We start from the raw sequence: 19,404 nt of genomic DNA on the forward strand, positions 1-19,404 counted from the left end.
CATTGCAAGCACCAAGGTACTCGTATTATAGAAGCATAATAATGAGTATTTTGGTTGCATGAAGTGGATTTCAAAAGACTTTTTATACCAGCCACACGTGAGAAAGCATCTGCTCTTGATTCCAATCGGGTTCCTACTAGGTTACCTCGGCTATGGGTTTATTCACTTTAATGGTTTTCAGAATACTTGGGAACTTCTATATACCGCAATTTTAGGAATCTGTATTGCCTATACAGCCTATTTCAGTAATTCTGCGATAAATACAATGATTCCGTGGCGGCAACAGCCTGGTCTGCGTCTACTCGCCGGTATACTCATCCATACGCTCTTAAGCGCTGTATTAGTCTACGGGACCCTTTGGGGCTACGAGCGATTGTATTCGGAATCCTCGCTCTTTGTAGAAGACACCAATGATGTTCTGATCAAAATCGGAATTCTGCTTTTCTGCGCCGCTCTGGTCTACAATGTCATTTACTTTGCCATTTATTCGTATTACCATTATTCAAAAGGACAATTGTTGGCACTTCAATTAAAACGCAAACAGACCCAACTACAACTCAATGCATTGAAATCGCAATTAAGTCCACATTTTTTGTTCAACAGTATGAATACGTTATCCTCTTTGTTTCAGAAAGACACCGAAAAGGCCGAAACGTTTATACGGGCGTTGGGTAACTCGTATGAGTATGTCTTGAACAAGTATGATGACCCTTTGGTTACTGTCGGAGAGGAGCTGACTTTTGTCAATAGCTATTGCGTTTTGATTCGTACTCGCTTCGGAGAATACCTCACCTTAGATCTAAACCTTCCCGCCCAGGTACTAGAAAGTAAAATACCTCCTTTGACATTGCAAATGCTGGTTGAAAATGCGGTGAAGCACAACGTTATGGGACCCTCATCACCCTTGACCTTGACGATCGGGGCCGATACGGGAAAAATAACCGTAACGAACAATAAAACCGCCAAGCGGCCCAAAATGGAATCATTGCGGATAGGGCTTCGAAATATTGCTTCACGTTATGAATTGCTGACCGACAAAACCATTGAAGTGACCGACACCGATATTTTTAAGGTACAACTGCCTATTATTACATGAAAAAACTGTTTGTACATCATCCATTATTTCGCCTCTTGAGCCCCTTGTTCAGTGGCACTTTGGTGTACTTGTTGATTTTATTGGTCAATAACAATATTGGGCAATTGCAGGAAGCTTTTTTGGGGGAGGAGCTCTATGTATGTATCGGTTTGGCGTATTTGATTCAGGAGTATTCCCGCCTCTCCTTAGTGCTTTTCGAGCGACTAAAACTAGACATTACGTATTTCTGGAAATTAACAGTGCAAATCGCATCTACGTTGGCTATAGGAATCTTTTTAGTCACCGGAGCAATGTATGCCTATTTCAAAATGGTATTGGCCTATACGCCCAATACTAAGGAACTTGTGATATTCAACAGTATTTTTTCAGTGATAACCTTCATCTATATGGTCTTGTACGTAAGCCACGAGTTTCTATATAAGGTAAATACGGAACGTGTTGCGGAGGAAATTGCGGAAAAGCAGCAGGTGGAGGAGGACTTTCTGGAATTCAAGCGAGGTGTGAATCCGGAGCTCTTGTTCGAAAGTTTAGAATGCCTGTTGGTGGTGATGAAAAGAAACCCGGAAAAGGCAGAACAGCTGTCCGATCATTTCTCCAGCGTCTATCGATATATTTTGGCGAAAAAGAATCGGGAATTGGTTCGATTGTCAGAGGAAATAAATGTCCTTCACGAGTTGTTGCCCTTATTATCTTCTTTACCGTATCGGAAAATCGGTTTGGACATTTTCACGGAAGGGGAGACCTGGGTGGTTCCGGGCAGTCTGCTGGCCATTGTAGAACGAATCATGCGAAGTACCATTCCTACCTCCATGCGGCAACTTACCCTAAACCTCATGGAAACCGAGGAAAGTTTACGATTACAATATCAACCGGAGGAAGTATTGCGCGCACGGTTTACCGATGCGGCCTTGTGTGATATCGCGCGAAATTATCGGTTCTACTCGGATTGTTCAGTGCGAATTATTGAGGAACCTCCTTATAAAATAATAGAAATCCCAAAATTGAGCTTTGATGAAAGTAGTTCTGATTGAAGATGAGCCCCTAGCGGCAGAGAAGCTGCAACGGTACCTACTGAAGTGTAACGAAGATATCGAAGTCTTGGCCACCCTGACCTCGTTGGAGGCTGCAGTGCCTTGGATCCGAGACCATCAGGAGTCGGTTGATTTGTTCTTTATGGATGTGCAGCTTAGCGATGGTCTTAGTTTTGAGCTATTTGCACAAATTGATGTGAAAAAGCCCGTTATTTTTACTACGGCTTTCGATGAGTTCGCCATTGATGCCTTCAAGGTCAATAGTATTGATTACTTACTAAAGCCCGTGACCTTCACCGATCTTTCAAAAGCACTAACCAAATTGAAGTCGATGCGGGCACAGTTGGCACAACCTATGAATATCGGTGATTTGGCGACCCAGCTAGGCAAACGAACCTATAAAGACCGTTTTTTGGTGCGTATTGGCAATCATATTCATTCGGTACCCACCATCGACATCGCCTACTTTTATGCCGAAGGCCGTGATGTATATTTAAAAAGAAGTAATGGTAAAAAATACCTGATCGAATATACCCTTGAGAGCTTGGAAGGACTTGTAGACCCCAAATTGTTCTATAGAACCAATCGGAGTTTTATCATCGGAATTCATGCTATCGATGATGTTATTGTGTATTCCAATAGGCGTCTTAAACTAAATCTAGTCCCGAAAATGGATGGGGAAGTCGTCGTCAGTCGCGAAAAAGTATCCCAATTCAAACAATGGTTCGAGGGTATGGGATAACCACACAAGAGGAGCATACAAGTAAAACCCCATTGGAAAACAGTGAGCGTTTATCGTTTGGCTTTGGGGGAGTTTTGAAATATCAACAGCGCGAACGTTCTATTCTTGTAGTTCTCCTTCAACAACCGTTTCTTTCCCTCAATGGATAATGACTATTTGATAAACGATTACCGCCATGGCGTGAAGGATTTCTTTTCCGGTATGAATTGGTCTGCAATTACATATAGATACCTTTGCGGTAAATGTTACATCCACAGTCGTAGGAATTACTTCCGTAGTAAACTTTGCGGTAGTCAGCTCATAGATGTAAATGGTGTTTTTGACCGGTGCTGTGGCAAAAGGTGCCGTCCCTCCAAAAAATAGATAACTTATTGTGTACAACTTCGGCACGGATACCAGAACGTACTTCCGGCATCTCGGCGACTTTTTCTACGGGTCCTGAGGTACTACCAAAAGCTCGATTATCCTTTTGTTTGTATGGTCGCCAAGGGTGTTTCGCTTTTCGGATTTTTATCCGATCTATTGAAATAGTTGAAAATTCTTCCCTCAAGGGTTGTATCATTCTTAAGATGTGCATACAGTAGACCATAAGAAGTGGCTATGGCATAGTCGTTTGTACTTCCCAAATACAAGATAGGAGAGTCGCTCAAAAACCCTTTTTTCTTGGTTTTTAGCCTTCCTGTTTTGGTATTCATGGTGAGGGTCCCTTCATGTACTTCACGTTTCTCGTTGGTCTCCAAGGTGAGCATGATTTTTTGATTCGTCAAGACCATATCCTTTACGGTTTGTTTTTTATTTCGAATGACTTGTGCAAAAAGATGTGCTGTTTCCTCTATTAAAACTGGGCAATCCGCATTGATCATTAGACTAATATTCAGGTCTTCCTCAGGATAATGGACAATAACAGTTCGGGCTCCGTGCCAACTACCGGCATGCTCAATTACGGGATTGCCAAAAGGGTCGATTGCGGAACGCCAACCAATCCCCACAAAAGTTTTTTTACCACCGTTTAACTGGTGGCTCTTGAACATTTCGGTTACCACATTTTCCGAAATCATACCGTTGGTGTAGGCGTCCATCATTTTGACCAAGTCGGAGGGGGTACTTCTGAAGCCTGCTCCTGGAACCTTATAACTTCCATTAGTGCGTTTTGCCTTGCGTACCTTTCCTTTTGCAATGCTATAGAGTTCAGCATCTTCTTGGGTCAGCGCATCAATATTCTCTGGGCCGGTATGGGTCATATGTAAAGGCTTGAAAATGAAATTGGTCATATAATCGGCATACGATTTTCCAGAGGCCCCTTCAATAACTGCTCCAAGTAAATTATAGGCATGAGTGGAATACTTGTAATCCGTGTCCGCTTCAAACAAGGGAGGGGCCTTCATTAATAAGACGGTTTCCCGTATGTCATCATATTGTTTCTTTTTAAATTGTTCCCCTTTCGGTCGATGGGCAAGGCCTGCTGTATGACCTGCCAGCTGACGGGTGGTGAGATGGGAAAAGGCATCTGGAATATAGGGCACATAGTCTTTAATAGGAGCATCAAAATCAAGTTTCCCTTCAGATGCCAAAACACCTAAAGCAGTAGCCGTGATAACTTTGGCCACCGATGCTGTTCGCAATTTTGTTCTCGTATCCATCGGAATATTAGCGTCTTTGTTGGCTTGGCCAAATCCCTTGGCGTAAATGGTATTTCCATTTTTACGAACGGCAATAGATAGCCCCGGAGCCTTGGTCTTTTCCAAAAAAGCCTCGGCCAAGTTTTCTATTTCGTCTTGGGTTTCGGCGTTAATTGCATCTTGAGACTGAACACTATTGAAGTAAGCAAGAAGAAGAATCAATTGAATTATGGTTTTGATGCGCATGGTCTCTCTTTTAATGGTTTTCATATTAGTTAGCCCCTTGGCTGACGAGATAGCGTACCACATGGTCATGTTTGGCATGCTTGGCCATTTTAAGGGCATTTCTGCTTTCGGAAAGAATAGCGTAACCGTCCCGAACGGTTTTGTTGATATCGGCCCCCTGCTGTACTAGGTATTTCACGACGTCAAGATGTCCGCTCCATGCGGCTCGGATAAGTGGTGTTTCATCTCCTTTCACGTGCACGTTTACCTCGGCTCCGTTTTCTACAAGAAAACGGACTATCGGCAAATGACCATTCTTAGCGGCCATAATCAGGGGATTGCCATCTTGGGGACTGGCCTTATTCACGTCCGCCCCAAGGTCGACCAATACTTGAATCAGCATTAAATTTCCCTGAGAAGCCGCATGGATAAGGGCAGTGCTATCACCAATAGTGGCCTTATCTATGTCGCCTGAATGGGCCAAAAGCATTTTCAACAGCGCTGGTTCATTGTATTTACCCGCCATCATTATGGCATTTCCATCCCCAGGTACCGTTGCATTCGGATCAGCTCCCAAATCCAGTAACAATGCCACAATAGCCTCGTTTCCCCCACGTACCGCCGACATGAGTGGTGTACCATCGCCGGACACTTTTCGGTTCACCTGTGCTCCATTATCCGTCAGGTATTTGACAAAATCATAATCGCCCCTTTCGGCTGCGATCATTAATGGGGTAGCATCCCTGTGAAAGTAATGGGTAGCCTTGGCACCTTTATCCATAAGTAAGGTTCCAATGTCAAGGTTACCTATACTAGCCGCCATTCCGAGCGGGGTACGTGGCTGAAGTACCCCGTCGTGGCTGCAATTGGGATTTACCGTTTTCAAAAGGCGCTGTACATAGGCCTTGTTGTTGTTCTTTACGGCCATCAATAGATTTTCACAGTCTTGTGCCCGCACTCCCAGAATGCTCACCGTACAATACGTAATTAGAAAAAGGATCGTTTTCATCTTGTTCGTTTTTTAATTGATGAACCAAATGTAGGGTCGGAAGGGAAGGGCTTTTTTTAAAATCGACCAAGCTACCTTTCTTTCGATCATATAAAGGATTGCCACCTCTAAAAACATTCGTCATGAGATACCCGTGCGCTGTGGGTCGGAAATGGGCATTCATAGATTTCAGCAAGAAGAATTTGTTGAAATACCTACTTTTGCCGGGTATGAAAAAAGAATCGGTCTTGGATCGGGTTTTACAAAAAAGATGGTTGACGCACCTTTTGTTTTGGTTGGGCCTCTTCTTTCTATTTGTCGTTCTGGCTGCATTAAACTCGGGCACTTTCTGGCCCAATGTCATTACCTATCTTGCCTTTCTACCGGCTCAATTATTGGCGGCCTATGTGCTCAACTACTATCAATTGCCACACCTGCTCTATAAAAAGAAGTATGTTCGTTTTGGGCTGTCATTACTACTGTCGATTTATGTCTTCTCCGCGATGGGCAGAATAGGCGTGGTTCATATTGCGGAACCTTTTGTACGCACCGATTTCGTTCAAGAATCCATTTCAGAAATACTAACAGATACTGCCTTCCTATTTTCCGTATACTTTACGTCTACCTATGTATATGCCTTTATCATGATGTTGATCAAAGCGGTAAAATCGAGATTCGAGGAAAAGCAACGCACTGAACAACTACAAAAGGAAAAGATCGTCAACGAACTTCAATTTTTAAAAGGTCAGATACAGCCCCATTTTTTATTCAATACCTTGAACAATCTATACGCTTTGACCCTTTCGAAGTCCGACCTGGCTCCGGTGGTGGTTTTAAAGTTGTCGGAGCTACTAGATTTCATTTTGTATCAAAGTCATCAATCGGCGATACCCATTTCAAAGGAAATCGAACTTATTCAAGGATTCATCGAGTTGGAAACCTTGCGCTATGGAGGAAAAATAGACGTCAACTTCACTTGCGAGGCGCCGGATAAAACGCTACAAATACCTCCGCTTTTGCTTTTGCCATTGGTTGAAAATGCCTTTAAGCACGGGGTAAGCGGAAGTGTCGAAAAAGCCAAGATCAACATCACATTACAGGCGGAAGTCGGCCGATTGTATTTTGAAATTTTCAACACCAAACCCAAAATCATTAAGGATACCATCCGCGAAGGAAAGGGTATTGGCAAGGCCAATTTAAAACGGCAACTTGACCTAGCGTATCCTGATGCACACCACCTAGCTATTGTAGAAACCCCGGCGGATTATACCGTTCGATTATCCATAAGTTTAAATACATGACGTCATGATCACCTGTGTAATAATTGACGATGAACCTTTGGCCATAGAAGTGCTTCAGACACATCTTGCGCAACTCCCCGAATTTGAATTGTCAGCTACTTTTGAAAACCCAGTGGCAGCCTTAGGCTTGCTACAAAGTCAGAAGATAGACCTCATTTTTCTAGATATTGAAATGCCCTTATTGACCGGAATCGATTTTTTAAAGACCGTTCCGAACCTACCGAAGGTCATATTCACTACTGCATATCGTAATTATGCTATCGAGAGTTATGAATTAGACGTGGTCGATTACCTCTTAAAACCGATTTCCTTTGTCCGCTTGCTCAAAGCGGTCAATAAATTCAAGACTATGGTACAACTACCGATTGTTCCCATGAAAAATATGACCCCTGAAGTTCCACGAAATGACCACCTCTATGTCAATGCCAACAAAAAGTATATCAAGATTAAATTTGACGAGATTCTATATGTGGAAAGTATGAAGGACTACATTAAGATCCACCTATCCGATAAGAGCGTGGTCACTAAGGAATCCATAAGCAATTTTGAAGTACAACTACCCGTAACCTTTTTAAGAATACACCGATCATTTTTAGTAAATACAACAAAAGTAACCGCTTTTACGAAGGTAGACGTTGAAATCAATACAATAGAACTTCCTATAGGCGCTAGTTATAAGGAGACGGTGTTGCATTTTTTAAATGGGCGAAAATCCTGATTACTAAAAAACAATACCGAATTCAAAATCCGGTATTTGCTTACCCTTATGTCGTATCACTTTGATGTTATAGCAGATTAATGCGTACATTTAGTATACACAGAAATCTAGCAAATGGCACATTTTCCAAGCATATTCAATGATGTAATCGGCCCTGTGATGCGTGGCCCATCCAGTTCACATTGTGCGGCTTCCCTTCGTATTGGAAGGCTATGTCGTGATTTAATGGACGGCGACATTCAAGAAGTATATATCGAGTTCGATCCGAATGGATCGTTGGCCACTACCCATAAAGGACAAGGGTCGGACATGGGATTGTTCGGAGGGTTTATGGGCTGGGAGGCGGACGATGAACGTTTGCCAAACTACCTATCTGCAATCGAGGAAGCGGGTATTCAGATTAAAATAGATATACATCCCATAGGCGCTACACATCCGAATACCTATCAAATTACTTTGAAGAATAGTCGGGAGACACATAAGGTCATCGCGCTTTCGACTGGGGGCGGTATGATCCAAGTAATCGAAATCGATGGAGCGGCTGTTTCCATGGCTGGGGACTTTTACCAAACCTTGATCTATAGTACATCACCTTCTTCCATTATGGCATACATTGAACAATCATTCAGTGCCGATGAACTAAGTTTACGCAAAGGCGACCCTTCCTTTATTGAAATTAAATCAGGACAGCAAATTCCAGATGACCTAGAGACTTCACTTTTGGATATGGAAGCGGTACTTGGTATAAAAAAATTGAATCCTGTGCTTCCTGTTTTGGCCCGAAAGGATTTGAAGGTTCCTTTTATCACCTGTAATGAAATGTTAACCTATAATCGTAATAAGAATTTTGAATTATGGGAGTTGGCCCTGGCCTATGAAAGCATGCGTGGTGCAATCAGTGAGGAAGAGGTTTTTGAAAAAATGCGTTCCATTTTAAAGATCATGCAAAATGCTATCAGATTGGGTTTAAAGGGAACGCAATATGCCGATCGTATCTTAGGTCCACAGTCTCTAACCTTTCAGGAAAAAATGGATGGGAAAAAATTGGTCGAGGGAGCGGTACTGAATCAAGTGATTTTGTACACCTCCGCCATGATGGAAGTGAAGAGCTCCATGGGCGTCATTGTCGCAGCACCCACGGCTGGTTCCTGTGGTGCCTTACCTGGAGCGATTATCGGTATTGGAAAAATATTGGAACTATCCGAAGATGAATTGGTAAAAGCCTTATTGGCAGCCGGACTTATTGGAGTGTTCATTGCCGCTCATGCCACTTTCGCCGCCGAGGTCGGGGGCTGTATGGCCGAATGTGGCTCTGGATCCGGCATGGCAGCCGCAGGTATTGTCGTCTTAAAGGGAGGTTCACTGCAGCAATCGCTTTCCGCGGCTTCCATGGCGTTACAGTCAAGCTTAGGGATGGTCTGTGACATGATTGCCGATCGGGTAGAAGCTCCCTGTTTGAATCGGAACGTAATGGCTGCGACCAATGCAATCTCCTGTGCCAACATGGCGCTATCGGATTACAACCACTTGATTCCATTAGACGAGGTCATAGAGACCATGAAACGGGTAGGCGATGCCATGCCCAATACGCTTTGCTGTACTGGATTAGGCGGACTTGCTATCACTAAAACCGCAAAGAAGATCGAGGCCCAACTGGCGAAAGGAGAACACACGACGAACAAAACCTTTTATAAAGTGTGCTAACAAACGTCCATACCAAATAGTAATGAGGTATGACCAATTTTCTCTTTCTTATTTCGTGACCAAAAACCAACCCGTATGATTACTGCCCTATGGATTTCGCTAGCCTTACTTGCCCTATGGTTCTCCATTGTTCTAGCCCGGGACTTCTGGTCACATAGAAATACTTTGGAAAATAGCAGTTGGTTGAAAACCGGGATTATCGGTTTTGTTGTTAATTTTTTTGATGTATTGGGCATTGGTTCTTTCGCACCCCAAACTGCGCTGCTCAAGTTTACCAAGCAAACAAAGGACCAGCATATTCCAGGTACCCTCAATGTCGCCAATACACTTCCGGTGCTGTTTCAGGCCTTGATTTTTATTACCATCATAGAAGTAGAACCGATTACCTTGATCTGCATGTTCGCATCGGCGGCATTAGGGGCTGTATTGGGGGCAGGAGTGGTTGCCAAACTATCTGAGAAAAAGATTCGCCTCGTCATGGGGTTTGCCCTTTTAGTGACCGCATTTTTTATGTTCGCCGGGAGTATGGAATGGATTCAGGGTGGAGGAGAAGCCATCGGACTAAGCAAGGGTAAATTGGTTATTGCTGTCATTGCAAATTTCGGATTAGGTGCTTTGATGACTGCGGGAATCGGTTTATATGCCCCCTGTATGGCCCTCGTCTTTGCATTGGGCATGTCTCCTCAAGTAGCCTTTCCGATTATGATGGGATCCTGTGCCTTTTTGATGCCTCCTGCCTCAGTGCGCTTCATCCGAGAGAAGGCCTATAATAGAAAAGCTGCCGTAGCAATGGCCCTGCCTGGAATCATCGCCGTGGCCATTGCCGCCTTTATGGTAAAATCATTGCCTTTGGATGTATTGCGATGGGTGGTGATCGTAGTCATACTCTATACCTCCGGTATCATGCTCTATGCTGGCTTTACCAAGCCATAACTGGATTTAAAGACAGGGAGTACGGTGCCAAGTTCTACACCTGTTCCCCTTCCCATTTAAGTAAAAGCGGTTCGCACAGTCTAAATAAGCATCAGGCCTACTTCTATTCCTCAACCTAAAAAATTGGCGTCTATAATGCGTTTAAATTCTGACGGAATTATCATTTGCAATGCTTTTACCGGTTAGAAACCCGTATTTGCGAGCCAATCAAAAAACAAATACATCATGCTAAAAAAATTTCCAATATTGAAATGGACCTTACTCACCCTTGTCGGTTTAGTGGTCATCCTTGTTTCGTTCGGCTTCTGGTTTAAGGGGTTGATTCCTCCTAAAAACAATACTATAGTAAACTCCCAACTAAAAGATCTACCATACCTAACCGAAAACGTTCCAAGTATGCGCGGCAAGATCTTGACTGTGGTCACCAGTGCCCAAACGATGGGAGAGAGCGGAAAAAGCACAGGTTATGAACTCACCGAATTGGCCCGTGCATACTATGTGTTCCAAGCCAATGGTTTTGAAGTTGATATTGCGAGTCCTTTAGGAGGTACCCCGCGGGTGATCATTGATGACGAAGATATGGGGGCCTATGATTTCGCTTTTTTGAACGACACTAGCGCACAACGCAAAGCAAAGCATACCATTCCCTTGAATGAAGTGATTAAAGAGGATTACGAGGCGGTTTTCTTTGTGGGCGGCAAAGGGGCCATGTTCGATTTTCCGGAAAACGAATCCATACAGAACCTTGTTCGTGAGTATTACCAAAATGATAAAGTTATCGGTGCAGTATGCCATGGGCCCGCAGCTTTGGTCAATGTTACCTTGGAAAATGGTAGTTCAATACTAGAAAACAAACGGATTAGCAGTTTTACGAATGCCGAGGAATTATTGCTCATTCCTGATGCAGCCTCCATATTCCCATTTCTATTGCAAGACAAATTAGTCGAACAAGGGGCACGATTCAATGAAGGGGGTATGTATTTAGAAAAAATCAGTCATGACAAGAAACTGATTACCGGACAAAACCCTTGGTCTGTTTGGCCGGTAGCCGAAACCATGGTTGCTGAATTAGGGTATCGACCCAAGTTTCGGGAGGTCACGGATGAAGAAAATGCGGTCAGTGTATTACTCACGTATCATAAGCTTGGTGTACCCAAGGCAAAGGAGATGATCGTGCATATGCTCGAAGTGCAGAAAACTCCCATCAATCGGGTGCTCGTTGCCAAGCATGGTATTATTGCAGCTATGCAAGGCGATGTTAGTAGTTTTTTTGAAATTATAGGTTTGGTTTCTTTTATAAAGCAAATGGATGTTTAGTAATCAGATATCGTTACATTAGAGAAAAGAATCGATTGGGTTTTTCAGATATACTTCTTATACTCATCAGCGGCTCGGGACTCTTACATGGCGTATTAGTTGCCCTATACCTCTTCTTTTTTACCAAGAAACGAACAGGCGCCAACCTTTGGTTGGGCCTGCTCTTGATTTTTATGGCCTTTCGCATCGGTAAATCGGTAATGCTGTATTTCGGAAAAGACTTGGAACCTCTTTTTATTTTTGCAGGACTCTCCTTTCTTCTCGTCATCGGCCCTTTATTGCAGTGGTATGTTCAGGCCATGACCAAGCCAAATTTTAAACCACGGAAAGTGAACTTATTGGAGTTTACACCCTTTGTTTTGGTATTCTTAAGTAGCTTTTTCATATCAAATGATTGGTTCAATGAACATAATAGTCAGGCCGTTGCCCTCTTCGCAAGTATCATTATATTCACCTACCTCCATTTGGCTTTCTATATTATTGGATCGGGTAGTCTGGTTTGGAAAATGAGGAAAAACCATCCACAAGATCAACAGACAAAAGCGCAAGCTGCTGTGCTACAATGGCTCCGGATTTTGATTATCGGATTCGGTATAATCTGGATTTCCTATGTGTTGAATATCATAGAGGATACAGTACCCTATATCGTTGGACCTATCGTTTATTCCGTAGTCATTTATTATTTAAGTTTTGTGGCATTTAAATTAAAGGCTACGAATGGTGATGGCAGTGTATTCGAATCGAATTCAAACTCGGTTCTGTTTCAACAAATAGCGCATCTTGTCGTACAGGAAAAACTGTATCTTGATTCTGAAATTTCACTTACGGTCTTAGGCGACCGCATTGGAAAAAGCACGCAAAAAACCTCAGAGATTATCAATCAATATGCGAAGCGCAATTTCAACGATTTTATAAACTACTACCGTATTCAAGAGGCAAAAGAAAAGCTCTTGGACGTAAACACCGAAAAATATACCATATCTTCAATCGCTTTTGATTGTGGTTTCAGCAGTTTGTCGTCATTCAATAGTGCCTTTAAAAAATTCGAAGGCACGACCCCTTCTTCTTTTAAAAAGAATGCTTCCTGAATTTTGAGCGCTAACTTTGCCCATCTACCATAGCTTGCATTCTATCTACTACTGATCTCCACCCGACGATTAGATTTTGTAATGGAGGATGTACTTCTTTTCTTCTTGCAAAATAGTGTCAACAAATGAAAACTTTTAATACAATTGTACTGTTCATTTTTTTCAGTAGTTCCGCACTTTCCCAAAACCTTGACGAAAAGGCCACTTACGCCCGACCGAATCCCGACAGTCAACATATGAAATTGATTAACGGTCATTGGTTTAACGGAACCACTTTTGAACAGAAGACAGTATGGCTTAGCGATGGGTTGATTCGTTTTAAAAACCCTGGTATAGCGGAGGATACGATACTAGACTTAGCGGACCAATTCGTCATTCCACCCTTTGCCGAGGCGCACAATCACAACCTTGAAAGTAGTTATGAATTGGATAAAAGAATCGCTTCCTATTTGGAAAACGGGATCTTTTATGTCAAGCATCTTTCGTCCATAAAGAAACGCGTGGCTCCTTTATTGAAACACTACAATAAGCCTGATGGAATTGATGTCAGCTTCGCCCATGCGCCCTTGACCGCTAGTGGGGGACACCCAATCGCTCTTCGCGAAAGATACTTGGAAAAGGGCTATTTTCAAGGGCTATTCACGTCAATCGAAGAAATCGAATTCCATGGCTATGTTCGTATCGACAATGCCAATGATTTAGATAAAAAGTGGGATAGTATCCTATCGTTCGCGCCTGATTTCATCAAATTGAACCTATTGTATTCGGAAACCTATGAGGAACGAAAAAATGATACAGCCTACTTCGGGCAAAAGGGACTGAACCCGAAATTGATTCGTCCTATCGTGGAAAAAGCGCATGCCGAAGGTCTAAGGGTAAGTGCGCACGTGGAAACCGCCCATGATTTCCATGTTGCCGTGACAGCTGGGGTAGATGAAATCGCACATTTACCTGAACTGAAAAATGGAAGGGCAATCGCTAAAGAGGACGCTCTTTTAGCCCAGAAAAAGGGGCTGGTAGTGGTGACCACGGTATCTCTGGTGACCAAAAGACAAAAACGACCGGAATACCAAGACCTGTTACACAACATAACTACTAATTTAAAACTGCTCAAAGCCTCAGGGGTCACTTTAGCGCTAGGGTCTGATATGTACAATGACAACTCCACTGAAGAATTCCGTATGTTACGGAACTTAAACGTTTTCAGTAATTTGGAGTTATTGAAGATGTGGACGGAAAATGCTACGGCCACTACTTTTCCGCGACGGAAAGTGGGGCGGTTACAGGAAGGGTACGAAGCTAGTTTTCTGGTCTTGAAGACCAATCCGCTTGCCAACCTTGATGCAATCACTGAAAATATTACCCTCCGGATCAAACAAGGGGTAGTTCTAAATTAACTACCTTACATTAGCTCGTATTAAATAACCGATTATGCGATTTGGTACCGTAAACAAACATATTATTTTCTGGGTGCTGTTTCTATTGCTATGGAGTGTTCATGACCTCAATTACCATAAGGACATATGGGAAAATATAGAAACCAATCTGTTCGCCTTCATGCCCTATGCAGGCTTGGTATACTTCAACCTCTATGTTCTAATGCCCAAATTGTTGTTGAAAAGAAGAATTGTTGATTATATACTCGCACTGATCGTCTGTACCGTTGGTACCGTATTCTTTTCCTCATATTTTCTTCAGTTTTACTTTGAACATATCAATATATACCTTCCTATCGCACAGTTCTTCGCTACTGTTCAAGGAAAAATTGCAATTACTACCGAAGTGATTTTGGCCCTATGCTTATCAATGACCCTATTTCTAACGGACGAATGGTTTCGAAAAGAACGTTCGTTGCGCGAAATAGAGCAAAAGCAGTTACAGACCGAATTAAACCTATTGAAGAATCAAATCAATCCACATTTTCTTTTTAATTCCTTGAATAGTATTTACATTATGATCGGAAAGAATTTAGAAGGTGGAAAAAAAATGCTCTTGCAGTTTTCCGAAATTTTAAGCCACCAATTGTATGAGTCCAGTAAAAAATCGATTCCCGTGGCCCTGGAATTTGAAAACCTCAAGAATTACATTGCCATTGAACGGATTCGGCATGAAGACCTGGTCACCGTTAAACAGACATTTCCAACTCCTCCATCAAAATTGACCATAACCCCCATGTTATTGTTACCACTGGTTGAAAATGCGTTTAAACACGGGCAGAGTAGTGCTGGTTACGAAGTACGGATTCGGGCAGGGATAGAATCCGGTCAATTCCTTCATTTTGAGGTCGAAAATACAGTTTCGCAAAAGAGCGGTAAAAAATCCAATGAAAAAGGCAGTGGTGGTATTGGACTTTCGAATGTAAAGCGTCGTTTGGAATTGATTTATCCACACCGCCACCTCTTCAATATCCAACGTCATGATGACAAATTCACGGTAGACCTAAAAATCAAACTCCATGAAGACGAAGTGTTTAGTAGTTGACGATGAGCCATTAGCTCGAAAAGGGCTGGAAGAGTTTATCGAACAAACACCTTTTTTAGAACATACAGGGTCTTTTTCATCCGCTATTAGCGCATTGGAATTTTTAAAACAACATACGATAGACATCCTGTTTTTAGATATTCAAATGCCTGATATGACCGGGATTGAATTTATGAAGGCACTTGCAAATCCTCCCCAGGTACTATTCACAACTGCACATCGAGAGTTCGCCCTAGAGGGATTCGAACTGAACGTGGTCGACTTTTTGCTCAAGCCCTTTTCCTATAGTAGATTCCTTAGAGGGATTCAGAAGACCAGGATAATTTCTGATTTGTCTAGGCAAAACGAGGCACGCGAAAATCATATTTTCATCAAATGTGACGGAATGATCGTCAAGGTGTTCATTGATGCCATCACCTTCATCGAAACCGCCAAAGACTATGTAAAAATACATACGGTGGATGACACCTACCTGACGCTGGTTTCCTTAAAGCAGATTGAAAAGGAGTTGCCAAAAGAGAAATTCATAAGGGTACATCGCTATTATTTGGTCGCTTATAAGCATATTGACAAACTCGAAGGGAATCGAATATACGTTGCAGGAAATCAAATTAACATGAGCAGGGCCCTAAGGGAACACGTATATCAAGCGATTATCGGGAGTAAATTAATTGAACGCCCGTAGTCGGTATCTTTTCCAAATACTATACTATCCATTAGAGTCCAGAACAAACCGGTATAGAAGCACAAGCTGTACTATAGTACCGAATCGCTACTAAGGGTCCTTAACTCCGGATGACATATAGGATTGTGTTGATATTTTCCTGGTTCGGACCAGAAGGTGCATTTCATCTAAATAAGCCATTCAACCATACTTTATAGGATAGTGCTCCGTTCTGTATGCGACCACCTTTAAAATCGTCCTATGATAACCAAGTCCCACAATTTTCGAACTAGGAATACCCACTACATCTCCTTATTCTACCTAGCAGTACTATTTGTAGTTATGGGTTGTAGCAAAGATGAACCATCGACCGTTGACACGGAAGAAGTAGGCGCTTCCGACGATGATACCGATTCGATGGATTCACCTATTGAAGAACCGGCCGATGTGGACATGAACCAAGATGGTGCGATCAACATTTTGCTACTAGGTCCAAGTTCATCTATTGGCAGTGGTGTATCTACCTTTTCTTTAGGCCCCGTCGCAGAAGAGTTACGAACGATTTTAACGGAAGATGCCAAGGTCACCGCCGAGATACACATCGAATATGAAGATACCTATAAGGACAAAACGATGATGGTAGGTTTGGGGAGCGATACGGGCAATCAATATGAATATACACATTATGCACACTCTCTTCTTCAGTATTACTATTGGCCCGAGGGACAGCAAGAGCGAATGGCCAATTTGAAAGGTGCCGGGGAAAAGGACTGGGACTATGTCGTTATCGCCGCCGATCCGTACATCATTTCTAAAGTACCAGGGTTTTATTCCCTTGGTGTTAACACCATTGCGGCCAAGGTTGCCGAAGGCAATGCACAACCACTTTTGTTGATGCCATGGCCAAAGAACGAACAAAATACAGGGCCCCTAACCCATTTTGAGGAATTTACCTATCGCACTGCGGTTGGTGCCAAAGTCGGCATAGACGTGGTACCGGCGGGTCTCGCTTGGCAAGACCTTTCTTCTGATTTAAAAGATGAACAAACAGCCCATCCTTCACCCAACGGGGCCTATCTGGCAGCTGCTTCAATTTATACACAGCTGTTCAAGGAAAATGCCGCCACATCAGAGTATACCTATAACGATGCACTGGCAGATGTAGCCTTTCAAAATGTAAACCAAGCCAAGGATGCGACACATTTTTCCGGAATATTTACCTATAACTCCCCTTTTCAAACAGGCAATGTCGATGCATCGATCATACGGTACAACCATACCGGCACCAGTTCTGAAAACGGTATTATCGGTGGTTTGAATTGGGTCATATCGAAGACCGATGGAACCCAATTGGAGCGCGACGGTGCCCCAACGGTGCACTTCAATTTAGGAAGGGCCAATACCAATTTTGAAGCTAATAAACGCTATAAAATAGATCCGAGTTCTTTTGACTACTCCATAGGTTTTCCGATGCAAGACGGTTCGACGACCGGAGATACCTCGATGTTATATGGAATTGACAAAAGGGGTTCTCAATCAGAGAATGGAACGGATTTGGGTGTGGCGTTCTATATGATACGTGAAAATGAATTGCCTACAGCCCGGGCAGTTCCTATACGCGCATTATATGCGCAAATGAAGGCTTTAAATATTGCCGATTCCGCCTATCGTGACAACTGGCATATGAGCCGTGATCTAGATCGGGCCTCAGGGGCCTATATCTATACACTGTTGACAGGAAAATGTGATTTAGGTGCGGAGCCGGCAGATGCCTCTTCTGGGGAATGGCGTTCTTGGAGAGCACACAAACTGGGCTATGAAACCGCTTGGAATCTGATGACCCTTGAAGGAAAGATTCCCGATTGTGATTAAGGGCATTTTGGCTCTCTATACCTTAATATAGCTTGTAAATAGACTTTAAAATAAGGGCAAGTGTTGTGCTTTGGAAAGACCGCGGGCATGGCATAGACTCTATTCCATTTCGTTAGGGAGTACGAGATGCATCAGAATACAATTTCCGCTGAACACGCGAATTAATCCAACCCGACTAATTTCCCTTTTGATTCGGCATACCTGATGCCCCATTCGGTAATACTTCGTATTACGGGAACAAAACCCTCCCCGAATTCAGATAGTGCATACTCTACTCGAAGTGGTGGTTTGGTCCCGAATACCGTTCTTTTAATCAATCCATCCCCTTCAAGGGCCTTTAATTGTATGCTCAGCATTTTTTCGGTGATATCGGGCATCAGACGTTTGAGTTCAGAAAATCGCATGGTACCCTTACGCAGGTACCAGACGATGACGCTTTTCCATTTTCCGCCAATAAAGTGTAGGGTAACATTGGTGCCACAATGAAACAATTTCCCTTCGATATCGTATGCTTTTTGTTCTCCGTTTACGAGCATGGTATCTCATGATTTAACCTGTCATGCATGACAGGTATTGCACGGTAAATATATTCAAAATATCTTTATACTGTAAAAAGTATAGTATAAAAAACCCATGTTATGAACCTTGCAGATAGTATCGGATATATAGCTTTGGGACTCAATCTCTATTCGATGTCCTCAAAGAGTGAACATCGTCTACGTGTCCTTTCAGTGCTCGCGAACGCTATCTATATCGCATATGGTCTTATGATCAGTGCCATACCGATCATTGTGGGCTGTTCGGTGGCTGTTCTTTTACACTTGTACCGATTATATCGAATGAAACCTAGAACCTATGGAACACATACGACAAGCTAGCACGGAAGATGCACAACATATCTCACGTTTGGGACGAATCACTTTTACCGAGGCCTTTGGCCATCTTTTCAGGGATGCCAACGATTTGAATACGTATCTCGATACTACCTTTAACGCTGAAAAAATAACCGACAGCTTACAAAAGTCGGATAACTTGTACTGGATCGCTTTTTCTGATGAACGTCCCGTGGGCTATGCGAAGCTCAAACTGCGTTCATCTTCAGAATTTTTGACCTCTGACAAGGTGAGCCAATTGCAGAAAATCTACGTTCTGAACGACTTCCTATCAATGAAAATTGGGAAACGCCTGCAAGATATACTGTTGGCCAAGGCGAGGGAATCAGGAGCAAAGGCCATTTGGTTATCAGTCTTGAACAGCAATCAGCGCGCCATAGGTTTTTATGAAAAAAATGATTTTCGGGCCATTGGGTCGCATCAATTCCGAATCGGGAGGGAACGTTTTGATTTTACGGTCATGTCCAAACAATTTTTTTAAAATAGTGGGTTAACCCGCGGAGGTATACTTTTTCAAAAGCCATTCAGGATGTGCATCTTGTTGTAGGCAACTAGTGAGGACTACTTCTAGTGCTCGACAAGCACTTTCCATATCGACCGATCAAGGTTTTTGAGTCAGGTAGTAGCAACACGATTCGGACTGGTAAGCAACACGTACTGCAAGGTACGTGCGATAGTTCACAGGGCAAAACGGGAGTAATTTTTGCTGGCTAAATTGGTCTATTCATTAGA

The 19,404-nt window shown here is 42.9% G+C and carries 18 protein-coding genes; 15 read left to right on the top strand and 3 right to left on the bottom strand.

Going from position 1 to position 19,404, the window contains the following annotated elements:
* Positions 1 to 58 precede the first annotated feature (58 nt).
* From ACKWCA_RS12655 to ACKWCA_RS12665, 3 genes are read left to right on the top strand one after another with little or no spacing between them, the layout of a single operon-like run.
* The gene (locus tag ACKWCA_RS12655) at positions 59 to 1,096 is read left to right on the top strand and encodes a sensor histidine kinase (RefSeq protein ID WP_413978569.1); all 1,038 of its coding nucleotides are present in this window, start codon (positions 59 to 61) and stop codon (positions 1,094 to 1,096) included.
* Positions 1,093 to 2,127: a histidine kinase gene (locus tag ACKWCA_RS12660; protein ID WP_413978570.1), complete on the top strand. Its 1,035-nt coding sequence runs from the start codon at positions 1,093 to 1,095 to the stop codon at positions 2,125 to 2,127. Before ACKWCA_RS12655 ends, ACKWCA_RS12660 begins: the two co-directional genes overlap by 4 nt.
* The gene (locus ACKWCA_RS12665) at positions 2,108 to 2,869 is read left to right on the top strand and encodes a LytR/AlgR family response regulator transcription factor (RefSeq protein WP_413978571.1); all 762 of its coding nucleotides are present in this window, start codon (positions 2,108 to 2,110) and stop codon (positions 2,867 to 2,869) included. Before ACKWCA_RS12660 ends, ACKWCA_RS12665 begins: the two co-directional genes overlap by 20 nt.
* Before the next feature lie 461 nt (positions 2,870 to 3,330).
* On the opposite strand, the gene ACKWCA_RS12670 is transcribed toward ACKWCA_RS12665, so the two are convergent.
* Together ACKWCA_RS12670 and ACKWCA_RS12675 are read right to left on the bottom strand one after the other, a co-directional pair.
* Complete coding sequence (locus ACKWCA_RS12670) at positions 3,331 to 4,758, bottom strand: serine hydrolase domain-containing protein (RefSeq protein WP_413978572.1); 1,428 nt, start codon at positions 4,756 to 4,758, stop codon at positions 3,331 to 3,333.
* 1 nt (position 4,759) lies between these two features.
* Positions 4,760 to 5,722 (bottom strand): ankyrin repeat domain-containing protein, encoded by a 963-nt coding sequence (locus tag ACKWCA_RS12675; RefSeq protein ID WP_413978573.1) that lies wholly within the window; start codon positions 5,720 to 5,722, stop codon positions 4,760 to 4,762.
* Between the two features lie 122 nt (positions 5,723 to 5,844).
* On the opposite strand from ACKWCA_RS12675, the gene ACKWCA_RS12680 reads away from it, so the two are divergent.
* The 10 genes from ACKWCA_RS12680 (at position 5,845) to ACKWCA_RS12725 (ending at position 17,779) form a co-directional block, all read left to right on the top strand.
* Complete coding sequence (locus ACKWCA_RS12680; protein ID WP_413978574.1) at positions 5,845 to 7,002, top strand: sensor histidine kinase; 1,158 nt, start codon at positions 5,845 to 5,847, stop codon at positions 7,000 to 7,002.
* Positions 7,003 to 7,006: 4 nt separating this feature from the next.
* A complete protein-coding gene (locus tag ACKWCA_RS12685) occupies positions 7,007 to 7,720 on the top strand; it encodes a LytR/AlgR family response regulator transcription factor (protein WP_413978575.1) in 714 nt (237 codons plus the stop codon).
* Positions 7,721 to 7,834: 114 nt separating this feature from the next.
* Entirely contained in the window at positions 7,835 to 9,424 is a 1,590-nt protein-coding gene (locus ACKWCA_RS12690; protein WP_413978576.1) for an L-serine ammonia-lyase, iron-sulfur-dependent, subunit alpha, read from the top strand.
* Positions 9,425 to 9,499: 75 nt separating this feature from the next.
* Positions 9,500 to 10,357, top strand: coding sequence for a TSUP family transporter (locus ACKWCA_RS12695; RefSeq protein WP_413978577.1), 858 nt, complete (start codon positions 9,500 to 9,502; stop codon positions 10,355 to 10,357).
* Positions 10,358 to 10,582: 225 nt separating this feature from the next.
* A complete protein-coding gene (locus ACKWCA_RS12700; protein WP_413978578.1) occupies positions 10,583 to 11,674 on the top strand; it encodes a type 1 glutamine amidotransferase domain-containing protein in 1,092 nt (363 codons plus the stop codon).
* 35 nt (positions 11,675 to 11,709) lie between these two features.
* Positions 11,710 to 12,762, top strand: a complete 1,053-nt coding sequence (locus ACKWCA_RS12705) for a helix-turn-helix domain-containing protein (RefSeq protein ID WP_413978579.1) — start codon at positions 11,710 to 11,712, stop codon at positions 12,760 to 12,762.
* 125 nt (positions 12,763 to 12,887) lie between these two features.
* Complete coding sequence (locus ACKWCA_RS12710) at positions 12,888 to 14,159, top strand: amidohydrolase family protein (RefSeq protein ID WP_413978580.1); 1,272 nt, start codon at positions 12,888 to 12,890, stop codon at positions 14,157 to 14,159.
* 34 nt (positions 14,160 to 14,193) lie between these two features.
* A complete protein-coding gene (locus ACKWCA_RS12715; protein WP_413978581.1) occupies positions 14,194 to 15,243 on the top strand; it encodes a sensor histidine kinase in 1,050 nt (349 codons plus the stop codon).
* Positions 15,218 to 15,928: a LytR/AlgR family response regulator transcription factor gene (locus ACKWCA_RS12720; RefSeq protein ID WP_413978582.1), complete on the top strand. Its 711-nt coding sequence runs from the start codon at positions 15,218 to 15,220 to the stop codon at positions 15,926 to 15,928. Before ACKWCA_RS12715 ends, ACKWCA_RS12720 begins: the two co-directional genes overlap by 26 nt.
* Positions 15,929 to 16,168: 240 nt before the next feature.
* Complete coding sequence (locus tag ACKWCA_RS12725; RefSeq protein WP_413978583.1) at positions 16,169 to 17,779, top strand: hypothetical protein; 1,611 nt, start codon at positions 16,169 to 16,171, stop codon at positions 17,777 to 17,779.
* Between the two features lie 161 nt (positions 17,780 to 17,940).
* On the opposite strand, the gene ACKWCA_RS12730 is transcribed toward ACKWCA_RS12725, so the two are convergent.
* Positions 17,941 to 18,315: a winged helix-turn-helix transcriptional regulator gene (locus ACKWCA_RS12730; RefSeq protein ID WP_413978584.1), complete on the bottom strand. Its 375-nt coding sequence runs from the start codon at positions 18,313 to 18,315 to the stop codon at positions 17,941 to 17,943.
* Positions 18,316 to 18,417: 102 nt separating this feature from the next.
* Here ACKWCA_RS12730 and ACKWCA_RS12735 point away from each other — a divergent pair, with 102 nt between their 5' ends.
* Both ACKWCA_RS12735 and ACKWCA_RS12740 read left to right on the top strand, forming a co-directional pair.
* On the top strand, positions 18,418 to 18,657 hold the full coding sequence (locus ACKWCA_RS12735; protein WP_413978585.1) for a hypothetical protein: 240 nt from the start codon (positions 18,418 to 18,420) through the stop codon (positions 18,655 to 18,657).
* Positions 18,635 to 19,153 (top strand): GNAT family N-acetyltransferase, encoded by a 519-nt coding sequence (locus ACKWCA_RS12740; protein ID WP_413978586.1) that lies wholly within the window; start codon positions 18,635 to 18,637, stop codon positions 19,151 to 19,153. Before ACKWCA_RS12735 ends, ACKWCA_RS12740 begins: the two co-directional genes overlap by 23 nt.
* The last annotated feature ends 251 nt before the right edge of the window (positions 19,154 to 19,404 follow it).

Source organism: Maribacter corallii (assembly GCF_047345415.1).
Classification (GTDB): Bacteria; Bacteroidota; Bacteroidia; order Flavobacteriales; family Flavobacteriaceae; genus Maribacter_C.

Excerpts from the sequence above, each read along its gene's own strand:
- ACKWCA_RS12660 (WP_413978570.1), top strand. The coding sequence starts at position 1,093 with ATGAAAAAACTGTTTGTACATCATCCATTATTTCGCCTCTTGAGCCCC.
- ACKWCA_RS12710 (WP_413978580.1), top strand. The coding sequence starts at position 12,888 with ATGAAAACTTTTAATACAATTGTACTGTTCATTTTTTTCAGTAGTTCC.
- ACKWCA_RS12735 (WP_413978585.1), top strand. The coding sequence starts at position 18,418 with ATGAACCTTGCAGATAGTATCGGATATATAGCTTTGGGACTCAATCTC.
- ACKWCA_RS12670 (WP_413978572.1), bottom strand. The coding sequence starts at position 4,758 with ATGAAAACCATTAAAAGAGAGACCATGCGCATCAAAACCATAATTCAA.
- ACKWCA_RS12680 (WP_413978574.1), top strand. The coding sequence starts at position 5,845 with ATGAGATACCCGTGCGCTGTGGGTCGGAAATGGGCATTCATAGATTTC.
- ACKWCA_RS12665 (WP_413978571.1), top strand. The coding sequence starts at position 2,108 with ATGAAAGTAGTTCTGATTGAAGATGAGCCCCTAGCGGCAGAGAAGCTG.
- ACKWCA_RS12715 (WP_413978581.1), top strand. The coding sequence starts at position 14,194 with ATGCGATTTGGTACCGTAAACAAACATATTATTTTCTGGGTGCTGTTT.
- ACKWCA_RS12720 (WP_413978582.1), top strand. The coding sequence starts at position 15,218 with ATGAAGACGAAGTGTTTAGTAGTTGACGATGAGCCATTAGCTCGAAAA.
- ACKWCA_RS12685 (WP_413978575.1), top strand. The coding sequence starts at position 7,007 with ATGATCACCTGTGTAATAATTGACGATGAACCTTTGGCCATAGAAGTG.
- ACKWCA_RS12695 (WP_413978577.1), top strand. The coding sequence starts at position 9,500 with ATGATTACTGCCCTATGGATTTCGCTAGCCTTACTTGCCCTATGGTTC.
- ACKWCA_RS12700 (WP_413978578.1), top strand. The coding sequence starts at position 10,583 with ATGCTAAAAAAATTTCCAATATTGAAATGGACCTTACTCACCCTTGTC.
- ACKWCA_RS12725 (WP_413978583.1), top strand. The coding sequence starts at position 16,169 with ATGATAACCAAGTCCCACAATTTTCGAACTAGGAATACCCACTACATC.
- ACKWCA_RS12655 (WP_413978569.1), top strand. The coding sequence starts at position 59 with ATGAAGTGGATTTCAAAAGACTTTTTATACCAGCCACACGTGAGAAAG.
- ACKWCA_RS12730 (WP_413978584.1), bottom strand. The coding sequence starts at position 18,315 with ATGCTCGTAAACGGAGAACAAAAAGCATACGATATCGAAGGGAAATTG.
- ACKWCA_RS12690 (WP_413978576.1), top strand. The coding sequence starts at position 7,835 with ATGGCACATTTTCCAAGCATATTCAATGATGTAATCGGCCCTGTGATG.
- ACKWCA_RS12675 (WP_413978573.1), bottom strand. The coding sequence starts at position 5,722 with ATGAAAACGATCCTTTTTCTAATTACGTATTGTACGGTGAGCATTCTG.
- ACKWCA_RS12740 (WP_413978586.1), top strand. The coding sequence starts at position 18,635 with ATGGAACACATACGACAAGCTAGCACGGAAGATGCACAACATATCTCA.